The 16780-nt window shown below is 66.0% G+C and carries 17 protein-coding genes; 15 read left to right on the forward strand and 2 right to left on the reverse strand.

Going from position 1 to position 16780, the window contains the following annotated elements:
• Positions 1 to 172: 172 nt before the first annotated feature.
• From DWB77_RS24720 to DWB77_RS24730, 3 genes are all read left to right on the forward strand, one after another.
• Positions 173 to 3964: an NACHT domain-containing protein gene (locus DWB77_RS24720; RefSeq protein ID WP_120728204.1), complete on the forward strand. Its 3792-nt coding sequence runs from the start codon at positions 173 to 175 to the stop codon at positions 3962 to 3964.
• Between the two features lie 144 nt (positions 3965 to 4108).
• Positions 4109 to 4555: a GntR family transcriptional regulator gene (locus tag DWB77_RS24725; protein WP_120723324.1), complete on the forward strand. Its 447-nt coding sequence runs from the start codon at positions 4109 to 4111 to the stop codon at positions 4553 to 4555.
• 11 nt (positions 4556 to 4566) lie between these two features.
• Positions 4567 to 5136, forward strand: a complete 570-nt coding sequence (locus DWB77_RS24730) for an HD domain-containing protein (protein WP_174248616.1) — start codon at positions 4567 to 4569, stop codon at positions 5134 to 5136.
• On the opposite strand, the gene DWB77_RS24735 is transcribed toward DWB77_RS24730, so the two are convergent.
• Positions 5124 to 5597, reverse strand: a complete 474-nt coding sequence (locus DWB77_RS24735) for an NUDIX hydrolase (protein ID WP_120723326.1) — start codon at positions 5595 to 5597, stop codon at positions 5124 to 5126. The genes DWB77_RS24730 and DWB77_RS24735 overlap by 13 nt on opposite strands.
• On the reverse strand, positions 5594 to 6364 hold the full coding sequence (locus DWB77_RS24740; protein WP_120723327.1) for a helix-turn-helix domain-containing protein: 771 nt from the start codon (positions 6362 to 6364) through the stop codon (positions 5594 to 5596). Before DWB77_RS24740 ends, DWB77_RS24735 begins: the two co-directional genes overlap by 4 nt.
• A gap of 879 nt (positions 6365 to 7243) precedes the next feature.
• On the opposite strand from DWB77_RS24740, the gene DWB77_RS24745 reads away from it, so the two are divergent.
• The 12 genes from DWB77_RS24745 (at position 7244) to DWB77_RS24800 (ending at position 16706) form a co-directional block, all read left to right on the forward strand.
• A complete protein-coding gene (locus DWB77_RS24745) occupies positions 7244 to 7510 on the forward strand; it encodes a DUF6284 family protein (RefSeq protein WP_120723328.1) in 267 nt (88 codons plus the stop codon).
• Entirely contained in the window at positions 7507 to 7839 is a 333-nt protein-coding gene (locus DWB77_RS24750; protein ID WP_162952609.1) for a hypothetical protein, read from the forward strand. The genes DWB77_RS24745 and DWB77_RS24750 overlap by 4 nt, the downstream gene beginning before the upstream one ends.
• Positions 7836 to 8369 carry a hypothetical protein gene (locus DWB77_RS24755; RefSeq protein WP_120723330.1) on the forward strand — a complete coding sequence of 178 codons (534 nt, stop codon included), beginning with the start codon at positions 7836 to 7838 and terminating at the stop codon, positions 8367 to 8369. The genes DWB77_RS24750 and DWB77_RS24755 overlap by 4 nt, the downstream gene beginning before the upstream one ends.
• Positions 8366 to 9373, forward strand: a complete 1008-nt coding sequence (locus DWB77_RS24760; protein ID WP_120723331.1) for a DUF2637 domain-containing protein — start codon at positions 8366 to 8368, stop codon at positions 9371 to 9373. The genes DWB77_RS24755 and DWB77_RS24760 overlap by 4 nt, the downstream gene beginning before the upstream one ends.
• On the forward strand, positions 9373 to 9762 hold the full coding sequence (locus DWB77_RS24765; protein ID WP_120723332.1) for an RRQRL motif-containing zinc-binding protein: 390 nt from the start codon (positions 9373 to 9375) through the stop codon (positions 9760 to 9762). The genes DWB77_RS24760 and DWB77_RS24765 overlap by 1 nt, the downstream gene beginning before the upstream one ends.
• A 26-nt stretch (positions 9763 to 9788) precedes the next feature.
• Complete coding sequence (locus tag DWB77_RS24770) at positions 9789 to 10112, forward strand: hypothetical protein (protein ID WP_162952610.1); 324 nt, start codon at positions 9789 to 9791, stop codon at positions 10110 to 10112.
• A gap of 88 nt (positions 10113 to 10200) precedes the next feature.
• Complete coding sequence (locus DWB77_RS24775) at positions 10201 to 11817, forward strand: hypothetical protein (RefSeq protein WP_120723334.1); 1617 nt, start codon at positions 10201 to 10203, stop codon at positions 11815 to 11817.
• Position 11818: 1 nt separating this feature from the next.
• Positions 11819 to 13954, forward strand: a complete 2136-nt coding sequence (locus DWB77_RS24780) for a hypothetical protein (protein WP_120723335.1) — start codon at positions 11819 to 11821, stop codon at positions 13952 to 13954.
• A 212-nt stretch (positions 13955 to 14166) separates the two neighbouring features.
• The gene (locus DWB77_RS24785) at positions 14167 to 14358 is read left to right on the forward strand and encodes a hypothetical protein (RefSeq protein ID WP_120723336.1); all 192 of its coding nucleotides are present in this window, start codon (positions 14167 to 14169) and stop codon (positions 14356 to 14358) included.
• 22 nt (positions 14359 to 14380) lie between these two features.
• A complete protein-coding gene (locus DWB77_RS24790; protein WP_120723337.1) occupies positions 14381 to 14866 on the forward strand; it encodes a hypothetical protein in 486 nt (161 codons plus the stop codon).
• 10 nt (positions 14867 to 14876) lie between these two features.
• Entirely contained in the window at positions 14877 to 15332 is a 456-nt protein-coding gene (ssb, locus tag DWB77_RS24795) for a single-stranded DNA-binding protein (RefSeq protein ID WP_120723338.1), read from the forward strand.
• Between the two features lie 87 nt (positions 15333 to 15419).
• The gene (locus DWB77_RS24800) at positions 15420 to 16706 is read left to right on the forward strand and encodes a DNA cytosine methyltransferase (RefSeq protein WP_120723339.1); all 1287 of its coding nucleotides are present in this window, start codon (positions 15420 to 15422) and stop codon (positions 16704 to 16706) included.
• Positions 16707 to 16780: the final 74 nt, after the last annotated feature.

Here is a 16780-nt window from a genome sequence, read left to right on the forward strand (position 1 = left end):
CAGGCCCCAGAGTTCGCGGCGCCCGGGTTGACGGTACCGGGTCCTCGTAGGCGGCCGATCTCACGAGCGGGGGCCGCGCCGTTTCGGCCTCTCCGCTCTGTTCTCAAGTGCCTGTAGTCCTGCTGCCGCAGTCGATATGATGGGGCATCACCTGGCTTGGTAGGAGGCTTACATGGACTATAACTACGAGTCTCTGCTCGACGAACGCTTCCAGATGCTATGCCAGGCACTACTTCTGCTGGAATATCCCGGCGTTCAGTGCTACCCGGTGGGAATGCCCGACGGGGGCAGAGATGCGACCGCACCCGATGCAGGCGGAAGGGTCGTATTCCAAGTCAAGTATGCGCGCAACCCTCATGGAATCAAGAACCCATTGAAATGGGTCATCGACGCAATCGACGGTGAAGTCCATAAGGTAAAGAAGCTCGCTTCGCGAGGCGCTTCATCGTTCGTCTTGATGACGAACATGCCTGGCACCTCACATCTTGATGTCGGCCGTATGGATAAGGTCCAGGCGCATTTGGACAAAGTGATGCCCATTCCTTCATCGTGTTGGTGGAGAGACGACCTTGATCGGCGCCTTGATGGAAGCTACAATCTCAAATTGACATATCCCAGCCTCCTGTCCGGTACGGATATGATCAGGGTTCTTTGGGAGGCTACAGGTAGCGGACAGGATCAAAAAAGACGTTCAAATGCGCTGACCGCGTATTTCGCCGATCAAAGCGAACGCGATTCCAAGGTTCGTTTTAAGCAAGCCGACTTGTCTCCGAGTCCGCTATTTGATCTGTTCATTGATGTTCCCGCAGTGCCTCGGATTGGCCGTGAAAAGATTGCCAAGGCCCGACTTGACCACTATCAACGTGCTGTCGCTTCTGCACTGAGGTCGCGCCATCCTGAAGATGATTCCATCATCCTAGAGGAGCCTTATTACGTAGACTCATCTGAGCTGGTCGAGATGAGGTCCGGATCAGGTGTGATGGCAAGGCATTCGGTTGGTGCAGCCAGTCTGATCTTGAGTCATAGTTTCGGCCAGTCCGCATCGCGGATTGTACTGGAGGGAGCCCCGGGCCAGGGGAAGTCTACTTTCGCCCAATACATCTCCCAGGTTCAGAGGTGTCGTATTCTGCGATCTGATTCGGTGGCCAGCCTACCGCTGCAAGATGCCGCTAGCCCTCTGATGATGCCATTCAAGATGGAGCTACGGGACCTAGCAACATGGTTAAAAGGCATTGACCCCTGGGCGCCGGGTGAAAGCACGGAACATGGGCGTAACCGATCTCTGGAAAGCGCTCTTGCTGCTCACGTCGAACGCTATTCTGGGGGAGTCCCATTCGACGTATCTGATCTGCTCTTTGTTATCGAGGGTGCCGCCACATTGGTGATTCTCGATGCCCTCGACGAAGTGGCGGATTTGGATGATAGGCAACGCGTGGTGGATGAGGTCACTGCGGCCGCCACACGCCTCGAGGCACGCTGCCCAGACCTGAAGCTCGTAATCACTAGCCGGCCTACAGCTGTGGCGGGGTCGCCCACATTTGATGACTCAAAGTTCTATTATCTGACGCTGGCTGCGATTCGACCGAATCTTGCCATGCGGTATACGGAAAAGTGGGCCAAGGCCCGTAATCTGGAGCCTTCTGACCTGGACATGCTGCTCAGTGTATTGCGGCAAAAGCTCCAGGCGCCGCACATGGCGGAGTTGGCGAAGAATACGATGCAGCTGTCGATTCTTCTGAGTCTTACTCACCTAAGAGGTTCGACACTCCCGGATAAGAGAACCGAGCTATACGATGCCTACATTGACGTCTTCCTGAACAGGGAAGCAGAAAAAGATAGGACTGTTCGCGAGAATCGAGAACTTCTGGTCAACATTCATCGTTACTTGGGCTACTACCTGCACGCGCGTGCCGAGGTAGATGGAGCCACTGGCCGACTGAGCACCGAAGAGCTGCGTGGTGTTCTTACAGCCTTCCTCCAGAGGGAGACGGCGAGTAGCCCGTCGATGCAGCGTAGGGTAGCGGACCTCATCGATTCGCTTCTGACGGGCGTCGTTGAACGAGTGGTGGCGCTCGTTTCGCGGGTAGAAGGCACTTACGAGTTTGAAGTGCAGCCTTTGCGTGAGTATTTCGCGGCCAAATACCTTTATGAAACCGCCCCGTATGCCCCCGCCACTAGAAACCAGTCGGGAACAAAGCCAGACCGATTTGACGGGATAGCGCCAAATCCGTACTGGATGAACGTGACACGGTTCTTTGCGGGGTGTTTCTCGAAGGGTGAGCTCCTTGATTTGGCTGACCGGACTGCTCGCCTAATTGAGGATAGCCATCCCATGGACGCGGCGTACCCAAGGACGCTCGCCCTTTGCCTGTTGCAGGACTGGGTATTCACCCAGTCCGCAGCATCGATGAAGCGAATCCTGGAAACGGTATTTGATAAGGCTGGGATTCGGTGGGCAGCTTCCAAGGAGTTGAGTTCACGGAGCGCAGGATATGGCGCTGATGTATCTGTCGAATTTTCACCTTCGGCTGGTTACGAGATCCTTATCGACTGCCTTTGGCCGGTGCTGAACTCGGATATTCCGTTAGAGTCGCGCGAGGCGGTCTGTGCAATTCTGCGTCGGCAGCCTGACAATCCACTCCTTGTCGATCTTTGGCTGAAAGAAGTTGCAGGGAAAGGACCCCAGGAGCTAGTCGATTGGTGCGCCATTGGTAATTCTCTCGGGGTTTTCAGGGCCATTGGATTTGAGCGCTTCGAGAACGTCCTCGAGAAAATGGATGCTCCTAGCGTTGACTTTGGTATGGCCGCATATGTGCAAGGAGGCGGTAGCTGGGAAGAACTCTCTCCTGATGAGCGACACAGAGTAACCAGGGCAATTCTTAATGGCACAGGAGCAGGTAGGCTAGCTGTTCAATTCGCTGCGAATGGGAGTGCCATTCTGCGGGTATGCGATGTCATGTACTACGCGCACTTGATGCGACGCCCGGAGTACCTCTCTCCGGAGTATCTCCCCCACATAGTAAGCGACATGTTCGGAGGTAAATCTCCAGACGCTTATAAGGAAGCCCGCTACCAACCTCTTTTGCGGCACGTATTCGCGCTAAAGGACAGTCCCACGATCGACTTTGATTTTTGGAGGGGGCTATTTGTCGAGATGCGGAGAGCGTTTGGCAAGACTTTCCGTGAGTGCTCGCTTGCCAATCTGGCGGTGTCGACCAAGGACCCTACTGAGAGGGGAGCCGGATCCCGGTCACTATTCGATGACAATCGCCCGTTGGTGGACAGGCTGCGCAACGCTCGTCGACGGGCTCGCCAAGTGGATTGGTGGGAGGCGCAGTATGAACAAGCGGAGGATTCGATTGATCGGGGGATGTGGATTCTTGCGGCTTTCTCATGGGTACATCCAGAAGCTCTGGTGCACCTCATTGGGACTTTCAACCGTGCCATTCAGGAATTGGAAGATGAAGACTACCTGACCGTTCTTCGCGCTTGTCGAAATTCGCGAAGTTACGCTAAGTATTCTCGATCCTCAGTCTCTCTGGACGAAGCTGCTCTGGTTGATTTGAGTTGGCGGAGTTCAGCCCTGTTGCTCAGTCGCCTATCCTCTTCGAATCGCGCATTGATGCTGGCCAGGTTCTTGGGCTCCAGAACACGAGACCGCCTAGCGGGGTCTGTATTTATGGACCAACTGGTAAGGGAAATTATCACCGGAAACTTCGATTTGACGAATAGTATTCGCTCTATCTGTGCCGCTGTGCGTCGGGGGATTGCGAGTGATCCCGTGGATTACGGGTTTCATGACGTGCGGTTGCCGGATACGCGCGAAACCCGTGCGCTAGTCATTAAAAATTCATGGGAATTGCCCGCGAGCCTCGTCTCGGTGGCGCATTCTGTTCCGGATACGCGTCGCCGGTTTCATCCGGTAATGGAAATTGCAGAAGTTGGTAATTGGTTCGATGAGTGACCGTTTAGTCTTTGGTTAGAAGGCATCAGAGGGCAGCGCTAGTGCTGAATCCGTGAACTAGGGGTGCGAGTGGGACCTCCCACAGTTGGGAGGGAGCGTGGGACCCTTGGCAGGGGATAACGAGGCGATACGAGAGGAATCCAAGTGCAGGAGGCCAGCCCGCGCGGAACCTACCTGGTCATCTCGAAGGCGCTGCGGAAGGGGATCGCAGAGGGGGAGCTCACCGGTCCTCTGCCATCTGAGGCTGACCTCATGCGCTCGTACGGTGTCGCCCGCAACACGATCCGTCGTGCACTCAAGGTGCTAGAAGCGGAAGGGGCTCTTGAGTCGGCGCCCGGGATCGGCTGGCGTGTCGCCCGAGAGGGGGACCGTAGGTCTCTCGCTGAGCGGATGGCCGACTTGATCAGTGAGGACTCTCTCGCGATCGGCGACACGTATCCGTCCGAAGCAATGCTCTGCGAGCGCTTCGACGTATCGCGTACGGCGGTGCGCCGCGTGCTCGCCAACATGGAGGGAACCGGCTTGCTCGCTACCGTGCACGGCAAGGGGCGCACAGTACGCGCCCTCCCGCCGGCCCCCGGCCGGTCGTAGCCTTGGCACCCATGGGACTTAATGAGTGGGCTTACGCAACCTCCGAATCGCTGCTGGCCGAACCGCTGCCTCGAAGGTGGGCGCACTCCCTTGGGGTCGCTAAGTGTGCTCGCTCGCTGAGCCCGATCCTGGGGGACGATGCCGGGTTGCTTGAAGCTGCGGCAGTGCTGCATGACATCGGGTATTCGCGGAGCATCGCGACCACCGGTTTTCACCCGCTGGACGGGGCGCGATTCCTTCGGGATCAGGAAGGAGCGGACGAGCGGGTCGTGAGCCTCGTAGCCCACCACTCCTGCGCACTTCTTGAAGCTGAGGAGCGAGGGCTCCGGCAAGAGCTTGAGAACGAGTTCGAGCTGGAGCGCCCGGGCCTGGTAGACGCGCTGCTGTACTGCGACATGACGACCACGCCGGACGGGTCGCAGACCACGCCGACCAGTCGGGTTGGTGAGATCGTGCAGCGCTACGGCCCTGACACCATCGTCGGGCGCTTCATTCAACGGGCGGCGCCGGAGATCTACGCCGCCGCCGACCGAGTGGAGGACCGCCTAGCCGCGGTGGCTGCCGCACATCAGCCGATGTAAGGCTGCCGGCGGGAGTCGTCCAGACCATGCCGGATGCGCAGCCGCATCGAGGGATGGATGTTTAGGTCATCGAGGTCCGCTGGGTCAACCCAGCGGACCTCTTTCGACTCGCTGCTGGTGCGCAGATTCCCGCCGGTCGGGTGGGCTCGGAAGCAGATCGAGAACTGTTGCCGTACCTCTCCGTCGTCGTATGCCAAGACGTGTTCAGGGTTGGTGTAGAGCCCTACGACACCGTCGACCTCGACCGTTATGCCGGTCTCTTCCAGCACCTCACGAATGACCGTGTCACTGATGCTCTCCCCGATGTCGTGGCCGCCCCCTGGGAGTGCCCACAGGTCGTTGTCCGTCTTGTGGATGATCAGAAGCCGTCCGTCGGCGTCGCGGACGACTGCTGTGACTGACGGCACCACGGAGTTGGCCTTGGGGGCGTCGGGGTCACGAAAATAGTCGGTTCGGCTCATGCGTGCAGTCCTCCGCAATTGGCGGGTGAAGTGATGGGCTTGGCGGACTCCCAGACCCGTTCGACGCTCTCAGCGTATGCATCGAACAGTTCGCCGCCTGGCACGCGTTGGAGATGTAGCACTGGAGCCATGTACGCCCCGACCCCGTAAAGATGGCCGTTGGCCAGCATCTCCCCATCAGCGCGGTAGATCGAGTTGTAGAGCGTTGTGTTGTGCAGCCGGAACTCGACTCCCGGGAGCCCGAACAGTGAGCCGTAGTTGATGAGGGCGTTACGAATCTTGCTGGCCATGGCCGGGCCGATCCCCTCATCTTCACCTCGCACGGCCACGGCGGGGCTGTCGGGGTCCCCGAGCATGAAGCGGATGCGGACGCCGGCCGCTGACTTTTCCTTGACGACTGCGTGGAACGCGGGGTCCTCGGTGAGCCAGAAGCCCGAGTAGACGAGTACGTCGAAGTGCTCGCGCGATTGTGCGTAAAGCTGTGGCCATAGCCGGTTCGGCACAACCGACCTGTGCGGGTACAGCTTGACCAGCTCAGCGTTTCCCGCCTCGGTGACCTCTGCTGATGTCCGTTCCTCCGGCCACAGGTACGACACCTCACATTGCAGCAGGGAGGCAGCGGCGTACTGGAAGCGCCGGTAGGGCTTGCGCTTCGGATCGCCGATCCAGCGCTCAACTGTCTTGGCTGACACCCCTAATCGGGCGCCCACTTGATCCAGGGTCATGCCGCTTTCGACGATCGCGCCACGAAGCCGCTCGTTGGCCACGGCGAACTCCCAATCAGTTGGGACGACTTGGGACGACTTCAAGGTAGCCAAGTCGTGCTCGGGTCGTACAGGTGCGGGGTCGATCGTCTCCGCCGCTGAGGACAAGCTGGAAGCACATCAACCGCGAGGGGCTCGCAGAACCGAAGAGCCGAAGGGCTTGACGGGGCGAATCCGTCTCTGCATGATGAGGGACACGTAACACATGTTCCTCATCGGGTGTTCCTTGAGAACTGAACAGTGATCGTGCGGGGCTGACGCGAGAGCGGCGGTCACGGCAGGTGCCTAGGGCGAGGGTCCGGGGGCAAACCGCCGGGATGAACGTGGCTCTCCCCCTACGTGCCTGGCAGGCGCCACCCGGGTTCGGGTGTGGGGAAGTACAGCGGGGCCCCAACGCACGTGGCGGCAAGAGTGAGACCGCCCCCGTGATGACCGGGTGAAGTCGTCGGCGGCACGCCAATCGCACCGAACGGTGCGGGCCGCCTGCTGGCGTCAGAGCAGTGACGATGACGCACCCGACTTCCCGGCTCGGGGCCGGTATTCCGCAGCACGGACTACCGGCAAAGCCGTATCCGCCCTCTCTCAGGGAGCCGGCGTGAACCAACGACATCTGTGGGCGCTGCCGTGGCCGACCGGCACGGGAGCGCCGTTCCATCTCCTGGTTCGTGAGCGCGAACGAGCGCCGCGAACAACCGGTCATCTTCTACCGCTTCGCGGCCGATGGTGCCGCGCCGGTTGCCTCCTCCGCCCGTCCGGCCCGTGTGGTCGTACGGGCGGGGCAGAGGGGAGCCGGGTCCATCCGACTTCAACGGTGCGCGCCCCCGGAGCGGCTACTCCGGGGGCGCTGTTCGGGCCGTACCTACTGCTAGGGAGACACGACCCATGAACCACATTGTCACAGTTCAGGACGCTGTAATCGCGTTCGATCCGGACATTGAGCCCACGGACGCGGAGCTGGACGCGATCGTCCGCGAGGAGCCGCTGATTCTCGCTGAACAGGAACTGCTGGACGTGCAGATCGCACTCCTGGATCGGCCGGTCACGCGGCTCGGGCAGCGCCGGCTGCGCAGGGCCGCAAATAAGGTGCTCGCCGCACGGGCAGAGGTCGCCAACCGCACGAGCGCTGTCCGGGCGGGGGAGGCGGCATGAAGGCCTCGACTGTGGACGATATGCGGGCGCCGCTGAAGACGCTGCGGTTCCTCGTGGACGAATTCCCGGAGCTTCCGGCCGCAGACGTGCACGTCTCCACGCTCTTCCCGGACCGGGTGGAACTGGCCTTCCACGACGACCTGGGAGCGTTTGAGCAGTGGCGGGCCGCCCTGGCCATCCGTCCGGACGCGGTGCGCTTCGGCACGCAGGGTGTGGACGACAGCACGATGAACCTGCGGGCGGAGGGCCCTTACGGGGCCTGCACCCTCAGCCTGGTCGCCTACGGCCCGACCCCGGCCGGTCTGTGCGAGACGGAGGTGGCGGCATGATTCGCATCGTCACCCGCAAGCGCCTCGCGCTCCTCGAAGCCGACGCGCACGCCGCGTTCGAGCGCGCCCGCCTGGCGAAGGCGGACGCTGCCGCGGCATCCGATCGGCACGCGCTGGAGCTGAGCGAGGCCACCGACCGTTCTGAGCGCGCGGAGACGACCGGCCAGGAGCTGGGCGTGCTCCTGATCGAGGCCGTGCGCGAGTCGGCCGCGGCGCAGGAGCAGCTCCTGCTGCTGAGCCGCGAACTGCGCTGTGCGAGGGCGGAGTTGGTGCAGGGTCCGAAGAATGGGGACACGCTCACGGTCCTGCTGCACTTCGGCGAGCCTCACACCGTCTACCGCAGGCTCCGAGACGCCCACGCTGATACCGCCACCCACGGCGTCTCTCCGGATGCGGTGTGGAAGCCGTGCGGTGAGCGCCCCGCGTCCGCGTTCAGGTGGCGCTGCGAGGCGTTCGTCTATGACGCGGCTTCTTACGGTTGCCGCCGGGCGTTCCCGCCCGTGGCGGTGCCGGTGAGGGGTGCGGCGTGAACAGTGTTCAGACGCGTTCAGCGGAGCGGGCACTGTCGGGCGGCACGTGGTTGATCGTGTGCGGGGCGATGCTCTATTCGATCCTCACGGTCACGCCGTTGATGGCCGACCACACCGCCCCGAAGTGGGCGTGGACCGCGCCGATTCTGCCGCTGGTGGTCGATGCGGCGGTGGTCATCGTGGTCAAGCTCGATGACGTCCTGGCCCGGCTTGGTGGGCACGGGGGCACGTGGCCGGTCCTGCTGCGCTGGATGACCGGCCTCATGACGTGGGCCCTGAACATCGGGGACTCCGCGTTGAGGAAAGACCTGGTGGGAGTGGCGGTCCACTCCGTGGCGCCGCTCCTTTTGATCGTCACTGCGGAGACCAGCCTCGCCTACCGGCGCGCTCTCGCCGCGGCTCAAGCTGCTCTGCAAGCTGAGCGTCAGGCCGAGCGCGACCGGGCCGAGCAGAAGGCGCGGGAGCGGGCCGACCAGGCCCGCGCCGAAGCCCGCGAGGCACGCGAGTACGCCGCCGCGCAGGAGCGTGAACGCCGCGACCACGAGGCCCGCCTGGCCCGTGAACAGGGCGAGCGGGAAGAGCGTGAGCGACGCGAGGAACGCGAAGAGCGCGAGCGCAGGGAAGCGGCTGAGCGGGAGAGCCGTGAACGCCTTGAACGCGAGCGTGAACAGCGTGAACATGAGCGTCTGGGCCGTGAACGGCAGGCGCGTGAGCGGGCCGAAGCCGAACGGCGGGAGCGGGCTGAGAAGGCGGAGCGTGAACGGCGTGAACGTCAGGAGCGCGCGGCCCGTGAACGCGATGAACTGCTTGAACGCGGTCCCGCGCAGACCAAGCTAGAAGAGGATGAAGCCCGCCGGATCGTGACTGCGGCCTACGAGGCATCCCTGCCGGTGCGGCAGGCGGCGGAGCTGTGCGGCTGGTCGGTCGGCTGGGTCTCCACCCGCTACGCCGAACACCGCGACCCCAGCACCGGCGGCGCTGAACTCGCGATCGCGAGCCGCTGATGGGCACCGCCGCGTACGCGCGCTGCTACGACCCGTCCGGAGCCCGCTACGGCATACCGACCTTCCCGTGGAAGTTCGCCCCGGACGGCTACGCTACCCGCCGGCAGCTCCGGGCCCGGGGGCTGCGGCCCGGCGGGCAGGAAGTCGCGGCCCAGCTCATGCGCACGTCCCGCCGTCGGAGGGCGGGGGTGAGTGTGGCGTTCCTCTACCGCGTCGACCAGGCGAAGCCGGTCCGGCCGATGACGTCGCGCAAGTGGGGCGCTCTCGCGCTGGCGATGCTCGCCCGCCGTACCTGCCCCGCGTGCGGCGTGGTCTACGACTACTGCATCCCTGTCTCGCTCGGCATGTGCGTGCTCTGCGCCGACGCCGACCGCCCGCGCACCTTCTGAACTCCCCGTCGATTGAAGGAGTGATCGTGCACAGCACCGCCAAACACACCATCATTCGCGTTGCCACGACCGGCGTCATGCTGGCCGCCGCCGCGCTGGTCGAACTGCGCCTGATGAACGCCTACAGCGTTCCGATGCTGCTCGCTCTGCCGTGCGGTCTGGCCGTGGGTTTCGGCGTCGGAAGCCTGGTAGAGGCCGTGACGTCCCGGTTCACCACCACCGTCTACCGCTGCACGGCCGATGGCTGCACCTACAAGGTCCGTGTCACCCACGTCGATCCGGTTGAGCGGCGCCGCTGGCAGGAAGCCGCGGCATCCCACCCCAGTCACGAACTGAACTACCGGCCCTGACCTGCATGTTCCGCTGCCAGGACCCGGACGCAAGCTTTGGCCGGCGGCGTCCGGGTCCTGCTTACTCCCGCGAAGGAGTGCGTTCAGCATGACCGACTTGAGTACCGAACCGGTAGTGGCCCCCGCCGCTCCCGACACCCCGCCCGGCCCCGCACCAGCTCCCGAACTCTCCGACAACACCGCGACGGACATCGAGCACACCCCGGGCGGCTGGCCCGTGGTGCCGCTCGCCCTGTCCGGGGCGAACACGACCGTGAGCATGGTCGCCGCCGCCGGGCTCGCTGGTGGCCCGATCGCCGCGGCGGTCGCTGCGACCGGCGCGGCCGTGCTTGGCACCATCGCTACCTACCGCAGCCGCAACCCCCGCCCCAAGCAGGCCGCCCGCCGTGCTGCGGCCCGATCCGCGGGACGCGCGACTGCGGCACGTAGCCGCTCTGGCGGCGTCAACACCGCTGGCCGCGGCTCCGCTTCGGGCACCCGTCGTGCGGCGGGCGGGTCCGGCCGCGTTCCGCAGCAAAAGGGCGGGCACTCTGGCAGTAGGGGGCTGGGCGGTCTCGGGGCGCGCAAGCACCGCGCCCCGGCCTCCCTGAACAAGCCCGCCGGACTCAAGTCCTCTGGCCGCGGCGCGGCCGGTGGCGCGCTGGGCAAGGCGTCCCAGGTCAAGGCTCTGCGTTCCGCGCGGGCTGCGGCCGGTGGTTCGCGGGGTGAGCGGCGGGGGCAGACCACTGCGGCTCGCCGCGCGGTCGCCGATGCCCGCCGCGACGCCACGAAGCCGGGCATCCGCCCGTCAGGCGGGAGCAACGGCCGCGCCGCGGCGAACAAGTCCCGTGCGCGGGCTGGCGGTTTAGGGGGCCGGATGCTGGGTGGTGCGGGCCGTAAGGTGCGTGCGGCCCGGGATGCGGCGGTCGCCAAACAGCGGGCCCGCCGCGACACCCGCGCCGCTCGGGCCGTGGCTGGTCAGCGCTCCGCTGTCCGCAAGGCCCCGGCGCGGCAGGCGGCCCGCAAAGCACTGCGCCGTTCGGCTGCCCGCTTCCACGGGCGCCGCGTCCTCGCGGCCCTGCTGGCCCTGCCCCTGGGCTTGTTGGGGTGTCTGACCACCCCGCTCGGCCGGAAGCTCGGTATTCCCTGGCTGATGCACCCGGGGCGCCGCCTGTACCGGCGGCTGGCCGGCACGGCACGCGACCAGCGGGCCGAGCGGGACCAGGTGATCCGCGAAGAGCTTGCCGATGCCGAAGCCGCGGCCGATGAGGCCGCGGCCGAAGACACCACTGACGGGCTCGCTGAGCGGGTCGAGCGGCCTGCCCACGTAGTTCCCGAGAGCACGTCCGAGACAGTCACGAACGCCGGGGAGGCGAAGCACATGTCCGGGTTCAACTTCGAGGAGCACGCGACCGAGATGCAGGCGGCCGCGCATCTGTACCAGCCCGAGGGCTGCATGGAAATCCTGGCGATGATCGAGCAACTTCCGCAGTCGATCAGCATGATCGCGCACGTGATGCAGATCCTGTCCGAACGCGCTGACAGTGAGTTCCCGCTGGAGAAGGAAGTCGCGGACGGACTGAGCGACATCTACCAGGCGTTCATGGCCGCGATCGCGGCGGCCGAGGAACTCGGCCCGACGTTCCGGCGCGTCCACGAGCAGGACATTGCCCGCCACGAGGACCCCCGCAACGGGCCCGAAGCCGAGAAGGGCTGGAACGTCTGACATGAGCGCCACCACTGCCGTGAACAAGAAGAGGAAGCAGGCGAACAGTGGCCCGGTGCTGGACTGGAGTGCCAGTCACGGACCCGTGACCGGCGCCCTGTCCGCCACCACCGGAGCCCTCGCCGTCGCCACCACCGGCGCCGCAACCGGCATGCCGCCCGCCTGGGCCCTCGCGGTCGGCGCGGCCGGCGCGCTCGGCCACACCGTCGCCGGGCTCAAGGTCCGCAACGCCGGCCGCACCCTCGCCTTCAAAGCATCCGCCTGGCTGGTCGGGGCGGGCTGGACCACGTGGGCCATGACGTCCGGTCCGCTGTCATGGGCTGCGCTGGGATCGCTTGCCACGATCGGGGTGGGCATCGGAGCCGGAACCCGGTCCGTCGCCCTGTATGAGGAAGCCCGCGAGGACGAAGCCATCGCCGCTGCTGGTCGGCAGGTCGCGCTCGAACTGTCGGCGGAGCGCCGGGCCATCGCCGCTGAGTGGGTGGAGCGGATCCAGCGGATTTGCAGCGTTACCGTGCGGGTGCTGGCGGTCGAGTTGTGGGAGTCCGCAAACGGCTACTCCCTCGACCTCGAACCCCAGGGCGGCGTCACCTACGACCGCATCGCCCAGCACGGCCCGCAGTTGTCGGCGGATGCCAAGCTGCCTCACGGCTGCACCGCAGCCCTGGGACCGGGCATTCACCAGGGCCGCGCGATTTTGGACGTGACCACCGTGAACGTCCTCGCGGAACCGCGCACCTACCCCGACGACTACAGCCCCCTCTCCGTCCACACCGGCATCCCGTGGGGCTTTCGCACCAACGGCGAAGAAGTCCGCGCCTACCTGCGCGAGCAGTGTGCGCTGGTGGTCGGGCCCACAGGGTCGGGCAAGACGAACATGCTCCACACCATCCTCGGCGGGTTCGCCCGCGCCGAGGACATGCTGACGTTCGTCATCGACCTGAACGCCGGATCCGCGGGCCTGCCCTGGGTGCTGCCCGCCCTGAACGGGGAGTTGACCGGCCAGGACGGGAAGCCGGTCCGGCCCGGTATCGACTGGCTGGCGGGGACGTATGAGGAAGCGATGCTGATGCTCAACGCGGCCATCGCGATCGGGCTGCACCGCAAGCGCGCCTACCAGGACCTCATGGCCCGCGAGGACACCGACCTTCTGCCGGTCAGCGCGAAAATTCCTCAGATCATGCTGGTCATCGACGAAGGCGCGGAAATCCTGGTCAGCACCGACCGGCAGTTGAAGGAACTCGCGAAGAAGATCTTCGAGTTCATCCGGATGCAGCGTGCCATGGGCGGCCGTACCGTCATCACCGCGCTCGGGGCGACTGGCAGCGTGCTGGGCAACCTCCTTATCCGCCGCGAGGCCAAGGTCCGCGTCGCACTGACCGGTGGTGAGACCGAGGGCATGGACCTCTCCAAGATGTTCCCCGGGCGCCGCGGGCTGCGCGTGGACCAGGCCCCCTTCAAGGGCGCCGGCTTCATGGGTACCCCCGAGTCACCGGGCGCGCTGTTCAAGGCATGGCGGATCAAGCCCTCCCAGATCCGCGATATCACCGTGGCCACCTCCGACCGCCACCCGCGCCTGGATGACGTGTCCGCGAGGGCGGCAGGCGCTGCGTATGCCCGGCGCTGGGATGCGGAGCGCACTGCGTGGATGCGGTCCCTGCCCGCCGACGCCGGAATCCTGTCCGATCCGACTGCGGAGCCGGGCGGCGAGGGGGGTGGGCTGAACCTGTCCGCGCTGCGCGGCGTCCGGGAGCCCGGACAAGCCGGGGCGGCGCGCGAGGATGAGCTGTTGCGGCGCTTCCGCGAGGAGATCGACGCCCAGTTCGCCACCGCACCCGACCCGTCCGCATCCCCGGCCGCGTCGGGGCTGAATCTGTCCGCGCTGCGCGGCGAGGCGGACCAGGACAGTCCCGCCCAGCGGGCCGCGCTCGCGGCCCTGTTCGCCGCCGGGCCGGACGGTACGGGAGCCTCTGCCATCGCCCGCGCACTCGCCGATGAGCACGGCACGACCCGGCAGACCGTCGTCGGCTGGCTCAAGGCATGGACCGAGGACGGCACCGCGGTACGCGTCGGCGAGGGCACCAAAGCCCGCTACGTCCACCGCGACCACGCCCCCGAACCCCCCATCCAGAGCTAGCGCTTGTCGCTTGTCTCCCGCCCAGCACGAACCCCACCAGTGGGGTTGTCGCGGGGGCCGGAAACGGCTTGTGACCTGGGAGGCGACAAGCGACAAGACAAGCGAGACGACAAGACAAGCGACAAGCCAGACGACAAGCAACACGACAAGCCATCGGCGGGCAGCACCCCGGTTCACGTGCCGCCCGCCGGCCATTCCCTGGGAGGCCGTTCGTGATCGTCACCCTGTCCGCCGTCGCCCTCTTCGGCGTACTCACCTTCGTGTTCCTGCGCGACCGCACGGTCGGCCCGTTCGCCGCGGTCGTGCTGTTCCTGTTCGGGTTCTTCACCGCCGCCACCGGCGCCGCCGGACCCATCCGCTCGATGTGCGAAGCCGTCGTCACCGCCCTCAACCACGCGGCTTGATCGCTGTTGAAGGGAGCACCTTGTGCCCTATGACCGTGCGTACGAGATCACCACCGCCGCGCTGAACCCCGACCCGCTCGCCTACCAGCCCGGCCCCGCGCGGGCGGTGATGCTGCCGGGCGAGATTCCGCCCGGGGTGCAGCTCGTGACCCTGCCCGGCGGGCAGCGCGCCCTCGCCTACGTCCAGCCCCCCGCGCACACCCCGCCGCCCGCCCCGGCTGCATCGCAACCGGTTCCGGCGTGGGCCAAGACCACCGCCCTGCTCGCCCCCACCGTCGGCTTCGGTATCGCCGCGGGCGGGATCGGGCTTTCCTACGCAGCCCCGGGACTGATCGCCATGAGCCACGCTCTGTGGGCGGCCGGCGCCTTCCTTGTCGCCGCCGTCATCGGCGTCCCCGCCCTGATCGGCGGCGCCAGGCGCCGCGGTACGGGACCCACGCAGATCACGCAGAACATCACCGCGACCGGCCTGTTCGGCCGCGCCAACGGCACCATCAACCACCACTGAGGAGCATGCGATGTCGTTTGGAGAGACCCCGATCACCGTGATCGGCAACCTGACCGCCGACCCGGAACTGAAGTTCACGCCGTCCGGTGCGGCGCTCGCGAAGTTCACCATCGCCGCCACCCCGCGCACGTACGACAAAGAGTCGGGGAAGTGGACGGACGGCACCGCCACGTTCTTCCGCTGCGCCGCCTGGCGCCAGCTCGCCGAACATGCGGCGGAGTCGCTGGCCAAGGGATCGCGGGTCGTGGCCAACGGCCGGATCCGTCAGCACGACTGGACGACGGACCAGGGCGAGAAGCGGTCGATGCTCGTGCTGGAAGTCGACGAGATCGGCGCGAGCATCCGGTTCACCACCGTGACCATCAACGCCAAGCGCCCCGCGCAGAGCGCCCCCGCCGTGGGTGACGACGCGTGGAACACCGCCGCGTCGGGCGCCAAGCAGGAGAGCGACGAACCCCCCTTCTAGCTGCGCCAAGGGCGGCCCCCGTCTCGCCAAAGTCACGGGCCGCCCTTGCCAACCAGTCCACAACAGACCTGTTGGAGGCACTCCCGCATGACCCAACACCATGTCCTGCCGATCGAGGGCGGCAATGTCAGCTTGTGCACCGGCTCCAGTGCGCTGGACCTGGCCGTGGAAGCCGTCACGGGCCTTCCCACGGCCGTGGTCGGCGAGAAGGACCCAGCGGCCTCCCGGCTGCTGGCCGCCCGCCTGCCTCGCACCCGCAACCTGGGTGACATCACGACCGTCGACTGGGCCGCGCTGTCGGCCTCGATGGGACGTCCGGCGGCGCTGACCGCCGGGTTTCCCTGCCAGGACATCTCCAATGCCGGACCTCGCGGAGGGATCGCCGGTGACCGCTCAGGACTGTGGAAAACCATCGCCCACGGAGCCATTCGCTACCTACGACCCCGACTCGTCTTCTTGGAAAACGTCGCCGCCCTGCGCAGCCGGGGACTCGACGTCGTTGCCGCGGACCTGGCCGCGCTCGGGTATGACGCACGGTGGATGTGCCTACGCGCTGGAGATCCCGAAGTCGGCGCCTGCCACCGCCGCGACCGCTGGTTCGCGGTCGCCTATCCCGCTGCTGAAGACCCCCACCTCACAGTTGGGGCGCAACGGCGGCCCGCAGCACCCGGACAAACGCAAGGCCGGCGGGCACGGGCCCACGCTGGAGGACGAAGTGGTGTTCTTGCTGCCCCCGACGGCCGCATGACCCTGCTGCCCACCCCGGCCGCCGCCGACGGCACGGGCGGCCCCGGCACCTCCCCCAAACGCCGGGGCGGCATGAACCTGCGCACCGCCGTCACGCTGCTGCCCACGCCCGCGGCACGCGACTGGAAGTCGGGCGCCTCCAACCTCCTGGACACCAACTCCCGGCCCCTGAACGAGGTGGTCGTCAACCTGCTGCCGACCCCGACCGCCCGCCGCTACGGCCGCAACCAGTCCGTCTCGCTGGGTGCGAGCTCGCGCCCGTCCATCGAGTACCTGGCCCGTGACCTGGCCGACGACCGGCAGTGGGTGGCCACGAACGGCACCGACTACGGCCCCGCCATCCGCCGGTGGGAGGCGGTTTTGGGGCGCCCCGCGCCCGAGCCGACCGAGGCGGGTACCAAGGGCAACCGGCGCCTTTCGCCTGCCTTCGTGGAATGGATGATGGGCGCCGCCCCTGGCTGGGTCACCGGCCCGGACCTGGGCCTGTCGCGCGCCGACCAGCTCAAAATCCTCGGTAACGGCGTCGTCATCCACCAAGCCGCACTCGCCTACCGCGCCCTGCTCGCCACCCTCACGCCCGTCGCGGGCGAACCCGCCATGTCCCAACTCGCCCTGGACATCGCCTAGACACGCCAAGGGCGGCCCCCGTCTCGCCAAAGTCACGGGCCGCCCTTGCCAACCAGTCCACAACAGACCTGTTG

The sequence above is a fragment of the Streptomyces hundungensis genome (assembly GCF_003627815.1).
GTDB classification, from domain to species: Bacteria; Actinomycetota; Actinomycetes; order Streptomycetales; family Streptomycetaceae; genus Streptomyces; species Streptomyces hundungensis_A.